We start from the raw sequence: 12,802 nt of genomic DNA, 5'->3' as shown, positions 1-12,802 counted from the left end.
CTACTCAATCCGCATCCGAATCAAACAACCGCGCCAACTCCACCCGCGCCTCCTTGGCCGTCTGCATCACCTTGGCCCGGTCATCGCGCACCAGCCCCTGGGCCTCCAGCACTTCCTCGTCATGTTGGGCAAACCGCTCGATCCGGTCCGCCGCCTGCTCCTCGCTCAAGCCCAACCCGACCAGCGCCCGGCGGGTCATCTCGAGGCTTGAGTAGAACGTCTCGCGAATCGGCTCTGCGCCTACATCCGCCAGCTTGTGCACATGCTGGCGGTTGCGCGCCCGGGCCAGCACTTTCAGGTGCGGGTACATACGTTTCACCCGTTCTGCGGTGTGAATGGCAGCTTCAGGGTCATCGATGGTGATGATGAAGTACTCCGCCTCACCGACCTTGGCCGCATGCAACACTTCAGGGCGCAGGGGGTCACCGTAGAACACCGGCACCTGTTCGAACATGCGCGTCATTTCGATGGTATCCACCGAGGTTTCCAGGGCAATGAACGGGATCTTCTGCGCCCGCAGGATACGCGCGACGATCTGGCCCATGCGGCCCATGCCGACGATCACCACCCGCGGCGTGCCAGCGTCGATGGTCTTGTACTGCTCCGGTACTTCACGCGCCGGTTGCGGGCGTTTGAGGGCGCGGGCGCAGCCGAGCATCAGCAGCGGGGTGATGGCCATCGACAGGGTGATGGTCATCAGCAGCAGGTCGTAGGTCTGGGTGTCGAACAGGCCCTGGTCCTTGCCCAGCTTGAACACCACGAAGGCGAATTCGCCACCGGCAGCCAGCACCATACCCAGGCGCAGCGCGCTGGCGCTGTTCAAACCACCGGCCAGGCGGCCGACACCGATCAGCAGCACCAGCTTCACCGCCACCAGCAGCAGGGTCAGGCCCAGCAGCACCAACGGCATTTCCAGCAGCAGGCTCAGGTTGGCGCCCATGCCGACACTGATGAAGAACAGCCCCAGCAGCAAGCCCTTGAACGGCTCGATTTGCGATTCAAGCTCGTGACGGTACTCCGAGTCGGCCAGCAACAGGCCGGCGAGGAAGGCGCCCAGGGCCATGGAAATGCCGGCCTCTTCCATCAGCCAGGCGGTGCCGATCACCACCAGCAGCGCGGTGGCAGTAGACACTTCCGGCAGGCCGGTGCGGGCCACGGTGCGGAACACCGGGCGCAGCAGGTAGCGGCCGCCGATGATGACCACGGCGATGCTGGCGAATACCTTCAGGCCATGTTGCAGGCTGTCGCCGTGGCTGGTGTCCGGGCCGCTGGCGGCCAGCAACGGGACCAGGGCGATCAGCGGGATCGCGGCGATGTCCTGGAACAGCAGAATGGCAAACGCCAGACGGCCATGTGGCGCATTGAGCTGCTTGGTTTCGGCCAGGCTTTGCAGGCCGAGCGCGGTGGACGACAGCGCCAGGCCCAGGCCGAGCACGATGGCCGCCGGCAGCGACTGGCCGAAGCCGAACAGGGCGATGGCGCCGATCACAGCACCGGTCAGCAGCACTTGGGCGGTACCGACGCCGAACACCGACTTGCGCATCAGCCACAGGCGCTTGGGCGACAGCTCAAGGCCGATGATGAACAGCAGCAGGACCACGCCCAGTTCGGAAATGTGTGCGACGCTTTCGGTATCGCGGATCAGGCCCAGGGCCTGCGGGCCGATGGCAACGCCCGCGAGCAGGTAACCGATCACGGCCCCCAGTTGCAGGCGCTTGGCCAGGGGGACGGCGACGACCGCGGCGAGCAGGAAGATCACCGCGGTTTGCAGAAGGCTGCCTTCGTGTGGCATTGGCTCGTACTCCATGAGCTGCCGGGGCAGCGTTTGAACAGTTTGGCGGACAATTCTGGAGGTTGGTCATGGCTAAGACAATCTGCTGCCGGTTGGAAACATTGTCCCGTGCGAATTGACAACCTCAGCCCCCGCCAAACTGCGCCCGATACTGCGCCGGTGTCATGCCGATCCGCTCGCAGAACACCTTGCGCATATGCCGGTCACTGCCAAACCCGCAGCGCGCCGCGACCACCTTCAACGGCAGGTCGCCGCATTCGAGCAGCTTGCGCGCCTGGTCGATCCGCGCGTTCTGCAGGTACTGCAACGGCGTAACTCCGACCTCGCGCTGAAAGGTCCGGGCAAAGTTGCGCCCGCTCATGGCCACCAGCTCGGCCATCTTCTGCACGGTAAAGGCCTGGTCGATATGGTCGACGATGTACGCCTGCACCCGGGCAATCGGCGAATCATCGCGTGGCACCGCCGCTAGCAGCGGCCCGTAAGGTGTCTGCCCGCCCTGGCGATGGCGGGCGACCAGCAGCACCTTGGCTACCTCCAGCGCCAGCGCCTTGCCGTGGTCTTCGGCCACCACCGCCAGCGCCAGGTCGATCCCCGCGGTGATGCCGCCCGAGGTGATCAGGCAGCGGTCGATCACGTAGATCTGCTCGGTCTCGACCTTGGCCTCGGGAAACGCGCGCGCCAGGCGCTGCACGTAGTTCCAGTGGGTGGTGCAGCGATAACCACCGAGCAACCCGGCGCGCCCGAGCAGGAACACCCCGGTGCAGATCGCGCCGAAGCGCCGGGCCCCTTGTACGGCCTGTGGCAGCCAGCGCTCGATCGCTGGCAGGGCGACGTCGTAGGCGCCCGGCCCACCGGGCACCAGCAGCAGGTCGACATTGGCCGGCAGGTCTTCCAGGCGCTGGTCTGCCAGCACCCTCAGGCCGCACGAGCCGCGCACCGGCGCTTGGCCTTCGGCCACGGTCACCAGGCGATAGCGTTTGTGTTCAGGCAGGAACCGGTTGGCGATGGCAAAGGCGTCCATCGGCCCGGTCACGTCCAGCAACAGCACATCGTTGAACAGCACCATGGCCACGGTGCGGTAAGCATGATTTTCCAGCATAAACCTTTGCCTGAAGCTGAATCCGAATCGGATCTTAAGGTATCGGCCATAGGGCCAGGGCCAGCAGCGCACAATTAACAACAATTCAGGTTTGGCTCAGGACTTTGTCATGTACCGGCGGCGAGACTTTCTCCATTGAACAGGAGAGTCGCCATGCACCCTGGGACGCCCGAAGAGCTTCTGCCAACCCCCGGCGCACTGACGCCCGCGCGGTTGCGCCAGGCCAAGGAACTGATGCTGCGCAGTTCGCTGTCGATCATCGAGATCGCCGCTGTGTGCAACCTCACCCGCAGCCACTTCTCCCGTGCCTTCAAGGTCAACACCGGCCTATCGCCCCAGGCCTGGCGCCTGCTGGCGCGCATGGAAAAGGCCAAGCGCCTGCTCGTCACCGAGGCACCGATCACCCACGTCAGCCTGGAATGCGGCTTCTGCGACCAGGCCCATTTCACCCGTGCCTTCAGCCGCCTGGTCGGCCAGCCACCCAAGGCCTGGCGCCAGGCGCAGGCATTTTCTTAAGCCGGATCTATCCGCCGGTATAAGCCTTCGGGATAAAGCCCTTTAGGTAAGTCCTGGCCCGTTTTACCCACCCAAGGAGTCACCCCCATGAGCCAACCTGATTACAAGCGCCTGAACAAGGACGACGCCGTGGTACTGCTGGTCGACCACCAGACTGGCCTGATTTCGCTGGTGCAGGACTTCTCGCCCAACGAATTCAAGAACAACGTGCTGGCCCTGGGCGACCTGGCCAAGTTCTTCGGCCTGCCGACCATTCTCACCACCAGCTTCGAGCAAGGCCCCAACGGCCCGCTGGTGCCGGAGCTGAAAGAGATGTTCCCGGACGCGCCGTACATCGCTCGTCCAGGCCAGATCAACGCCTGGGACAACGAAGACTTCGTCAAGGCGATCAAGGCCACTGGCCGCAAGCAACTGATCATCGCTGGCGTGGTAACCGACGTGTGCGTGGCGTTCCCGACCCTGTCGGCGCTGGCTGAAGGCTTTGAAGTGTTCGTGGTGACCGATGCCTCGGGCACCTTCAACGAGACCGTGCAGCAGGCGGCGTGGGTGCGCATGACCCAGGCGGGTGCACAGATGATGAACTGGTTCTCGGTGGCCTGTGAGCTGCACCGCGACTGGCGCAACGACATCGAAGGGCTGGGTAACCTGCTGTCGCAGCGGATCCCCAACTACCGCAACCTGATGAACAGCTATGCGGCGTTGAGCGCTCGTTGATGTAAACCTGTTCCGGCCCTGTGGGAGCGGGTTCACCCGCGAAGAGGCCGGAACAGGCTAAACGTTATTCACCGGCAAAGTGAAACGAATCCGGCACCCGCCGAACTCAGACACCAACGCCTGAAGCTGCCCGCCATGGGCCTGCACCACCGAGCTGCAGATCGCCAACCCCATCCCCAGCCCCGCGTCCTTGGTGGTATGGAATGCGTCAAACACCCGTGCCCGCTCATCTTCCGCAATGCCGGGCCCGTTGTCATCGACGCAGATCTCGACCCCATCCCCGCCAACGACAGACGCAATCTGCAGCACCCCATCGCTGCGATACCCCGCCAGCGCCTCCAGTGCATTGGTGATCAGGTTGAACACCAGTTGCTGCAATTGCACGGGGTCGGCCATCACGCTCACCCCCGCCTGCAGGCGCATCTGTACGTCGACCCCGTATTTGGCGGCATCGGCCGAGGTCAGGCGCAGCACCTCGCGAATCAGCTCGTCGACCTTTACCGGCTTGAGCTGCATCGGCGACTGCTTGGCCAACGTGCGCAGTGCGCGGACGATGTTGGCAGCGCGTTCGCTGTCGTTGCGGATGTCTTCCAGGCCGGCAATCGCCTCTTCCAGGTTGGGCTCGGGGCGCTTGAGCCAGCGCAGGCTGGCCGCGGCGTTTGAGGCAATCCCCAGCAGCGGCTGGCTGATTTCGTGGGCAATGGACGCCGACAGCTCGTTCATCACCTGCAGGTGGGCGCTGCGTGCAAGTTCGGCGCGTGATCGGCGCAGTTGGTCTTCCATGTGCGCACGGGCCTGGTTGTCCTCGGCCAGGCGCGTATAGAACTTGGCCGTCTGCAGCGATACTGCCGCCTGCGAGGCGAGGATCTCCAGCATGGCCAGGCGCTGGCTGCCGAACAGGTTCGGCACCAGGCGGTTTTCCAGGTACACCAGGCCGATCAGCACACCCTGGATCACCAGCGGCAGGCACAACACCGAACGGGCGTTACGCGCGTGCAGTTCCTGGCGGAAGGCCTCGGGGCAATCGCTCTGGGCGTCATTGAGCAGCAGCGGCTTCTTGGTGCGCATGGTGGCGTTGATGATCGACAACGGCGCCTGGGTCATGAACTTCTGACAGTTGTCCATGCTCACGTGCAGCCCGGCATTGTCGATGTAGGCGAGGGCGGCCATCTGGAACTCGGCGCCACTGACGATCAGCAGTGCACCGTGATCGGCGCCGGAGTGCTGGGTGAGGTGACCCATCAGCGTTTCGATCAGGCCTTCGAGCAGCACTTCCTCGGACAATGCGCGCGCCGCCTTAATGCCGGCCTCAAGGTCCAGCTTGGCCTGCTGGGTGGTGCGGTAGGTCTCCTGGACGGGTTGCGTGCGCAGGAACGGGTGTAAGGTCTCCAGTTGGTGCACCTTGCCGGTCGCGCCCCAGATATGGAAGCAGTCACGGGCAATACGCAGGTGCAGGTTGGCGCCGGAGATCAACCCGCTGGGGATGCAGACCTCGGCCAGTTGTTCATGGGCCAGCGCCTGTTCGTGGATGAAACCGGCGGCGGTCGCGGCGATCTGCGCCTGGTCGAAGCAGCGGATGGCCGCCAGGCCGTCGCCTTCGAGCTTGGCGATCACGCCTTCGATCAGCAGCAGCTTGTTGCGGAAGGTCACCGGGTTGAAGCTGGCCCAGCGGCCGAACCGCTCGCGCAGTGCCTGCAGTTCGGCCAGCTTGTGGTCAAGGCTGCCGGGGGCTTCCGGGCTGCCCAGGGCCAGGCCTCGGAACAGGTGATAGTCCGCCAGGTTGATGTGTGCAGGTGCCGCCCAGGCGCTGTCGCCCGCTGCGCTCAGGCTGTGCATGGCTTGCGGGATATTGCCCAGGTAGAAGGCTGACATGCCGTTGAACAGGTGCTGGAAGAACAGCGCGGTGGGTGAGTTCACGTGCGTGGGCGAGGCCGTACCGGGCATTGCGCTCAGGCTGGCGACGAACCCCTGCTGGGCGTGCAGGATCTGTTCGATATCGCGGTGGCCGAAACCGCGCACGGTGGCCAGCCCCTGTAGCACTTCTTCGGCGACTTCCGGCAGATAGCGGCCCATGAACAGGGAGTCGGACACCAGGTGGCTGCAGGCGTAGCAGGCCATGGCCAGGTCGCCGCTCAAACGCGTCGATTCGAGCGCCTCCAGCGCCGTGCGGCGGGCGAACTCCATCGGTGAGGTCCAGGCGCTGACCTGGTCCAGGGCCAGCAGCGCGCTGGTCAGGTCGGCGTCGAAGCCGTGTCGCTCGATCAGCTTGAGCGCAGCCAGGCAGCAGGCGTGGCCATCGTGGTAGGTGCCGAAACGCTCGGCGACCATCACCCCGTACCAGGCCATGCCGTAAGTGCTGCCCGGGGCGACACCGTGCAACAGCGACAGCTCCATGAGCTTGGCCAGGTGCAGGAAGCAGATGTCGTCCTGCACGGAAAACGATGACGACAGGGTGGCCAGCAGGCCGATGGCAACCACCACGTCCTCCGAGTCGCTGCGCGGCAGCGATGCCAGGCAATGACGGCCCTTGTGTTCGATCAGGGCCTGGACACGCGCATGGCTGGCTTCCACCTGCTGCGGGTCGACACCGCAAGTCAGGCTGATCCCCAGCAGTTCGAGGCCGGCAACGGCAGTGGTGATGGCGGCCTGGCAATCGCCGCGCAAGGTGTGCAGGCGTGCCTGCAGCCGGCATACCCGTGCCTGCTCCAGCGTCGAGCGCGTGCGCTGGCGGCATTCCATGAGCCACCCCTCGGCTGCGGTTGTGCGCGACAGCTGCAGGTCGCACTCCGCAGCCATGTAGGCAATGGCAAAGGCATGGGTGGCGTGGCTTTGCGGCGTGGCACCCTGGCGCAGCAACTGCTCGCACGCCTGTAGATAGGCCGCCGATTGTTCACAGGCGCCACTGTCACGCGAGCGCAGCGCCGCATCACGCAAAAGCTGCAGGAAGGTATCGCGCTCATCCGCAGCAAACCCGCGTGGGCTGGCGCGTTGCAGCTGATTGGCGACCTCGAACACCACCTCCTGCAAGTCGTTGTGCCAAACCTGGAGCATGGCCTGGGCAATGCTTGCATGCAGCTGGGCGCGATCAAGTGCAGGGGTGAGTTGGTAGGCGGCTTCCATCACGCGGTCATGGGCGAAGCCCAGGCCTTTCTGGCCCGGCAGCAGGAAGCCCGCGTCAACCAGGGCCTTCAGCGGTTTGCCCGGCAGCGGCGCGAGCAGCAGGTGCAGCAGGCGTTCATCGCAGCGGTTGCCTGCCGCGCTGGCGATCCGCAGCACATCGCGCTGGGGCGCCGGCAAGCGTGCCAGGCGGTGGATCATCAGATCGGCGACGTTGTCGGCGTAACGTTGCCGGGCCACGGCTTGCAGGCACCACGACCAGCGCATGGCCTGGGTATCGAAGGTGAACAGCTGGTCCTCGACCATGGCCCGGAGAATCTGGTTGATGAAGAACGGGTTGCCTGCGGTCTTGTCGTGCACCAGTTCGGCAACTTGCAGTGCCTCGTCGGGGCTGACGTGGTAGCGCTCGCCAATCAGCTCGGTGACTGCGCCGACGGTCAGTGGGCGCAAGTTCAGCGTGATGTTGCGCAGCGTTGCGGGCGTGGCAAGTGGCGTACCGGCGGTTTGCGTATCGTTGCGCCGGGTGAAGATCAGCAGCAGGTTGTCGGGCGCCTGGGCGAGCAGCTGTGCCAGCAGCTGCCGGGTGCCATTGTCAGCCCACTGCAGGCCATCGAAACACAGCACCAGCGGGTGGCCGGGGTGGCTGAACACCTGGAGGAATTCGACGATGGCCCGCTGTTCTTTCTGCAGTGCCAGGCGCGTGGGCTTTTCCGGCAGGTCGGGCAGGGGGCCGAGGATCAGTTGCAGGTCCGGTGCCAGTTTGCCAAGCAACCGACCGTGGCCTTTGATGCGCCACAGGATCTCGCTGCGCAGGGTGTCGAGGTCCTGGCTGTTCTTGGCCAGTAGCTGGGTGGTCAGCGAACCGAGGATCTCGACCCAGGGGGCATAGGGCACAGCCTGTTCCGGGCTGTTGCACTTGCCTACAGCCCAGTAGCCATCGGCATGGGCTTTGAGTGCGGCCCCGACCAGGCTGGACTTGCCCATGCCAGCCGCGCCGTTGATGCACAGCAGCTGAGGCTTGCTGTTACGACGCAGGGCATTGAGCATCAAGGCGATGAGCTTCTGTTCGGTACTCCGGCCATACAGGCGCTCGCGGCTGGGCGAAACCGGGTCGGCACAGCCGGGCTCGAAGGGGGCGATGGTCTTGCTGGCGGCCCACTGCCGTTGGCAATGGGCCAGGTCCACGGCCAGGGCCCGAGCGCTCTGGTAGCGGGCGTCGGGCTCCTTGGCCAGGGCCTTGGCCAGGATCCGGCTCAGTGGCTGCGGTACCTGGCTGTCGACCTCGCAGGCCGTGCGAGGCTGAACACCGGCATGCAGCTGGCGCCAGTGCTGGGTATCGCGACCGGCGAGCGGCAGCTCGCCCAGCAGCAACTGGTAGAGGATCGCGCCCAAGGCATAGATGTCGCTGCGCCGGTCACTGCTGCTGCCATGGGGGCAGATCTGCTCCGGTGCCAGGTAGGCCCAGTTGCCGAGCGCGTTGCCTTGTTCGCTGATCAGCTCTGGTTTGTCGGCACGAAAACAGCCCAGCCGCACCCGTTGGTTCGGCAGGAGACACACGTGCTCGGGCTGCAACGCACCGTGCAGCACATTGCGCGCGTGGGCTTGAGCCAGGGCGTTGGCGGCGTTTGCCGCGATGTCGAGAAAGGCTGCCAGGTCGACCGGGCCCTGGCTGATCAGGTCGGCAATGGAGCGGCTGGCCGGGTACACCAGCAGCGGGCCTTCGGCGCAGCGGACGAATGCTGAGGGGATGACCGCCCATTGCGGGTCCAGCTGCAGACGGTAGTCACGCTCCAGTCGCTGGCAGGCCGCGGGGGCCTCAAGTGGGGCACGCACGGCGATCCAGGCCTGGCGGGTGGTGGGGTCGTACAGGCGGAAGTAACTGAGCTCACCTTCCTGGCCCAGCTGCGTGATATCGCAGCGATTCAGCCAGTCGTCGTCGATCGACTGGTCGAAGTCGATGGGCCTGTTTGCGAGGCGTTCATCGAGCATAAAGCACCCCCTGCTAGCGACATCCTGAAGCGCGAGTATACGCAGCGGCCCCGTCAAGAATGCTGCCTGCAGCCGGCTTGGCAGAAACGGGCACGCTGTTGTCCGTTATCAATACCTGGCGGCTGGAGGGCGCTTGTATAGTGCAGAGGCCAACCTATCCCTCGGGATAATTGTCTGAATGCGTATGCTCGCCTAGGCTGCCCGAGGCTGCGCAAACGCCCACGCCCGCGAGAGGAATCCATGATCCGAATAGGCAATGCCCAGGTGTCGCTGGAGCGGCGAGAAGCCTTTCTCGATGGCAAGCCGATCCCGTTGGGCGGGCGTGCATTCGAGGTGCTGGCCACGCTGATCAAGGCCAGGGGCCGGGTGGTCGGCAAGGATGAGCTGTTCAGCCAGGTGTGGGCCGGCACGGTGGTCGAGGACAATAACCTGCAGGTGCAGGTGTCGCTGCTGCGCAAGGCCTTCGGCGACCGCGGGCTGATCCAGACCGTGCCGCGCCGGGGTTACCGCCTGGCTGCGCAAGTCAGCTTCGACGCACCTTGCCTGGCACTGGGCCAGTCACCGTTGTGCGCAGGGGCCGAAGTCACCGAGCCGTTCAACGACGCTGCGAACGTGCCGGTGCTGGTAGTTGATGACGACCCTTCGGTGCGCAAGGCGCTGGGCTGCCTGCTGCGTTCGCAGGACATCCCACACCGGTTGTTCGCCAGCGCCGAGGAGCTGTTCGACGCTCGCCTGGAAAGCCCCTGCGCCTGCCTGCTGCTGGACATGCATCTGGCCGAAACCACCGGCCTTGAGGTTCAAGCTTCGCTGCGCCGGCTGGCGCTGCCCTGGCCGATCGTGTTCATGACCGGCTTCGGCACCATCCCCATGACGGTCCAGGCCATGCGCGCCGGGGCCGTCGAGTTTCTGACCAAGCCCTTCGACGAAGACCAGTTGCTGGTGCTGCTTGAAGCGGTACGCGCGCGCGCCGTGACCGAGGGGCGCAAATGGCAGCATGCGCGACAGGTCGAGGAAAAGTACCAGCACCTGACCCAGCGCGAGCGCCAGGTGTTCTCGCTGGTGGTTGGCGGCTTGTCGCACAAGCAGATCGCCAAGGAGATTGGCACCAGTGAGGTGACCACCAAGGTGCACAAGAAGAACATCATGAACAAGATGCAATCCCGCTCGCTGCTGGAGCTGGTGGCCATGCACAACGTCATCGAGGCTCGGTCTGGCGCATGAGCAGAGCGGTGTGCATCGTCGATGACGATGCTTCGGTGCGCAAGAGCCTGGGTAACCTGCTGCGTTCAGCGGGGTTCGAGTGCTTGGCGTTCGCCACGGGGGAGGTGTTTCTGGCCTCGGAACTGGCACCTGAGGCAGGGTGCGTGCTGCTTGATCTGAAAATGCCGGGGATGAACGGGCTGGACGTGCAGCGTGAGCTGGCGCAGCGGGGTTGGCGCTTGCCGGTGATCTGCATGTCGGCGCACTGGGACGAAGGTACGCTGCAGGCGGCGCTGCGCAATGGTGCGCGGGGTTGTCTGGCCAAGCCGTTTTCCGAAGAGGTACTGCTCAAGGTGGTCGAAGAGGCGTTGGCAGGTGAATGAGCACACCTGAACAATCAATTGCTGGGCAGTCGGGTGATGCTCGTTGGGTTGATCGAATCGCGAGACCTTCTCCATGCTACGCCTCAAGACCTTTGCCGAGCCCCAATCGCCAGCCCTGATTGCCAGCGGCCTGCTGTTCATGCGGGTGATGGCTGCCGTGCTGCTGTTTACCATCCACGGCTTGCCCAAGCTGCTGGACTGGAGCGGGGAGTTGCAGCGCATCGAAGATCCTTTTGGCCTGGGAGCGCCGCTGACCCTGGGCCTGGCGGTGTTTGCCGAGGTGGTTTGCCCGGTGTTGCTGGTGCTGGGCGTGGTGGCGCGGCTGGCCTGCCTGCCGGTGCTGGCGGTGTTGCTGGTGGCGCTGGTGGTGGTGCACCCGGACTGGTCGCTGGAGCAGGGGCAGTTTGCCTGGTTGCTGGTGGCGCTTTATGGAGGGCTGGCATTGACCGGGCCTGGGCTGTATTCGGTCTCTGGGTTGATTGGTCGATCTAACTGCTCCCCGGCCGGTACTGTAAGGCCTCGGCCAGATGCCCTCGGCTGATCGCCTGGCTGCCTTCCAGATCTGCCAATGTGCGTGCAACCTTCAACAACCGATGCGCAGCTCGCAGAGAAAAGCGTCAGTCGTTCACAGGCACTCTCCAGCCAAGCCTGGTCCGCCGTTTCAAGCTGACAATGGCGCCGCAACCCCTCCAGGCCCAGAAACGCATTGGCACAGCCCTGCCGCCGCTGCTGCACCTCACGAGCCTCGGCCACCTTGGCAGCCACATCGGCACTGGTCTCCCCACTGGGCTGGTTGTTCAGCGTGGTGGTTTCGCGGGCCACGGTCAGGTGCAAGTCGATGCGGTCCAGCAGCGGGCCTGACAGCTTGTTGCGATACCGTGCGATCTGCTCGGTACTGCAGCGGCAGCGCCCGGTAGGGTCGCCCAGGTAGCCGCAAGGGCAGGGGTTCATCGCCGCCACCAGCTGGAAGCGCGCGGGGAAACGTACCTTGTCGCGCGCCCGAGCAATCACGATCTCGCCCGATTCCAGCGGCTCGCGCAGCACTTCCAGCACACGCCTTTCAAACTCTGGCAGCTCGTCGAGAAACAGCACGCCATGGTGCGCCAAGGTGATTTCGCCTGGCTGCGGCCGGCTGCTGCCGCCTACCAGCGCCGGCCCCGAGGCCGAATGGTGCGGGTGGCGAAACGGCCGCTGTGGCCAGCTGCTCAGCGGCGTGTGGCCACTGACCGACTGGATCGCCGCCACCTCAAGCGCCTCGTGCTCATCCAGCGGCGGCAGCAGGCCGGGGAGGCGGCTGGCGAGTAGTGTCTTGCCCGTGCCGGGTGGCCCGGTGAACAGCAGGTTATGGGCCCCGGCTGCGGCCAACAACAATGCCCGCTTGGCTGCGACCTGGCCTTGTACCTCGCTGAGGTCCGGATAAGGCTGTTGCTTCAGCACCAGGCCATTGGCGGCAAACGGGGCTATTGGCACCTGCCCGTTGAGATGCGCTACCAACTCCAGCAGGTGCCCCACGGCATACACCACCAGCCCGCCCGCCAGGCTGGCTTCTTCGGCATTCTCCCGCGGCACCACCAGTGCCCTGCCGGCCTCTCGCGCTGCCAGCGCCGCCGGCAACACGCCCTGCACAGGGCGCAACTTGCCCGACAGGGCCAGTTCGCCCAGGCATTCCATCTCGGCCAGGGCAGGCAAAGGCACCTGGCCATCGGCGGCGAGGATGCCCAGGGCGATGGCCAGGTCATAACGCCCGCCGTCCTTCGGCAGGTCGGCCGGTGCGAGGTTCTGGGTGATGCGCCGCTGCGGGTAATTCAGCCCGGAATTGACGATGGCACTGCGCACACGGTCCTTGCTCTCCTTGACCGTGGTTTCTGGCAGGCCGACCAGGGTAAGGTGGGGCAGGCCGTTGGCCAGGTGCGTTTCGACGCTGACCGCCGGGGCCTGCACGCCAACCTGGGCGCGGCTGTGGACGAGGGCGAGGGACATGGACGCTCCGTT

General features: G+C 65.1%; 8 protein-coding genes and 1 pseudogene. 5 read left to right on the top strand and 4 right to left on the bottom strand.

Annotation, left to right across the window (positions count from 1 at the left end; all coding sequences use genetic code 11):
- Positions 1-4: 4 nt before the first annotated feature.
- Both ABE528_RS14410 and ABE528_RS14405 read right to left on the bottom strand, forming a co-directional pair.
- The gene (locus ABE528_RS14410; RefSeq protein WP_346653321.1) at positions 5-1,792 is read right to left on the bottom strand and encodes a monovalent cation:proton antiporter-2 (CPA2) family protein; all 1,788 of its coding nucleotides are present in this window, start codon (positions 1,790-1,792) and stop codon (positions 5-7) included.
- Positions 1,793-1,916: 124 nt separating this feature from the next.
- On the bottom strand, positions 1,917-2,891 hold the full coding sequence (locus ABE528_RS14405; protein WP_346653320.1) for a DJ-1/PfpI family protein: 975 nt from the start codon (positions 2,889-2,891) through the stop codon (positions 1,917-1,919).
- A gap of 153 nt (positions 2,892-3,044) precedes the next feature.
- Here ABE528_RS14405 and ABE528_RS14400 point away from each other — a divergent pair, with 153 nt between their 5' ends.
- Positions 3,045-3,407: an AraC family transcriptional regulator gene (locus tag ABE528_RS14400; RefSeq protein WP_152959073.1), complete on the top strand. Its 363-nt coding sequence runs from the start codon at positions 3,045-3,047 to the stop codon at positions 3,405-3,407.
- A gap of 87 nt (positions 3,408-3,494) precedes the next feature.
- Entirely contained in the window at positions 3,495-4,121 is a 627-nt protein-coding gene (ycaC, locus tag ABE528_RS14395; protein WP_004375560.1) for an isochorismate family cysteine hydrolase YcaC, read from the top strand.
- 57 nt (positions 4,122-4,178) lie between these two features.
- Here ycaC and ABE528_RS14390 read toward each other — a convergent pair whose 3' ends face one another.
- Entirely contained in the window at positions 4,179-9,227 is a 5,049-nt protein-coding gene (locus ABE528_RS14390) for an AAA family ATPase (RefSeq protein WP_346653319.1), read from the bottom strand.
- A gap of 240 nt (positions 9,228-9,467) precedes the next feature.
- Between ABE528_RS14390 and ABE528_RS14385 the strand changes: the two genes are divergently transcribed.
- From ABE528_RS14385 to ABE528_RS14375, 3 genes are all read left to right on the top strand, one after another.
- On the top strand, positions 9,468-10,448 hold the full coding sequence (locus tag ABE528_RS14385; RefSeq protein WP_346653318.1) for a response regulator: 981 nt from the start codon (positions 9,468-9,470) through the stop codon (positions 10,446-10,448).
- On the top strand, positions 10,445-10,810 hold the full coding sequence (locus tag ABE528_RS14380; RefSeq protein ID WP_346653317.1) for a response regulator: 366 nt from the start codon (positions 10,445-10,447) through the stop codon (positions 10,808-10,810). Before ABE528_RS14385 ends, ABE528_RS14380 begins: the two co-directional genes overlap by 4 nt.
- A 73-nt stretch (positions 10,811-10,883) precedes the next feature.
- A complete protein-coding gene (locus tag ABE528_RS14375) occupies positions 10,884-11,351 on the top strand; it encodes a DoxX family protein (protein ID WP_346653316.1) in 468 nt (155 codons plus the stop codon).
- On the opposite strand, the pseudogene ABE528_RS14370 reads toward ABE528_RS14375, so the two are convergent.
- Positions 11,299-12,790, bottom strand: a pseudogene (locus ABE528_RS14370) (YifB family Mg chelatase-like AAA ATPase). The gene ABE528_RS14375 and the pseudogene ABE528_RS14370 overlap by 53 nt on opposite strands.
- Between the last annotated feature and the right edge of the window lie 12 nt (positions 12,791-12,802).

It is taken from the genome of Pseudomonas sp. TWI628 (genome assembly GCF_039673865.1).
Lineage (GTDB): Bacteria > Pseudomonadota > Gammaproteobacteria > Pseudomonadales > Pseudomonadaceae > Aquipseudomonas.
Note: the sequence above shows the minus strand (reverse complement) of the source record. Positions and strands in the feature narration are given on the sequence as shown.

Bases quoted from the DNA above. Each gene is read 5' to 3' on its own strand.
- ABE528_RS14405 (WP_346653320.1), bottom strand. From the start codon at position 2,891: ATGCTGGAAAATCATGCTTACCGCACCGTGGCCATGGTGCTGTTCAAC.
- ABE528_RS14400 (WP_152959073.1), top strand. From the start codon at position 3,045: ATGCACCCTGGGACGCCCGAAGAGCTTCTGCCAACCCCCGGCGCACTG.
- ABE528_RS14385 (WP_346653318.1), top strand. From the start codon at position 9,468: ATGATCCGAATAGGCAATGCCCAGGTGTCGCTGGAGCGGCGAGAAGCC.
- ABE528_RS14410 (WP_346653321.1), bottom strand. From the start codon at position 1,792: ATGCCACACGAAGGCAGCCTTCTGCAAACCGCGGTGATCTTCCTGCTC.
- ABE528_RS14390 (WP_346653319.1), bottom strand. From the start codon at position 9,227: ATGCTCGATGAACGCCTCGCAAACAGGCCCATCGACTTCGACCAGTCG.
- ABE528_RS14380 (WP_346653317.1), top strand. From the start codon at position 10,445: ATGAGCAGAGCGGTGTGCATCGTCGATGACGATGCTTCGGTGCGCAAG.
- ycaC (WP_004375560.1), top strand. From the start codon at position 3,495: ATGAGCCAACCTGATTACAAGCGCCTGAACAAGGACGACGCCGTGGTA.
- ABE528_RS14375 (WP_346653316.1), top strand. From the start codon at position 10,884: ATGCTACGCCTCAAGACCTTTGCCGAGCCCCAATCGCCAGCCCTGATT.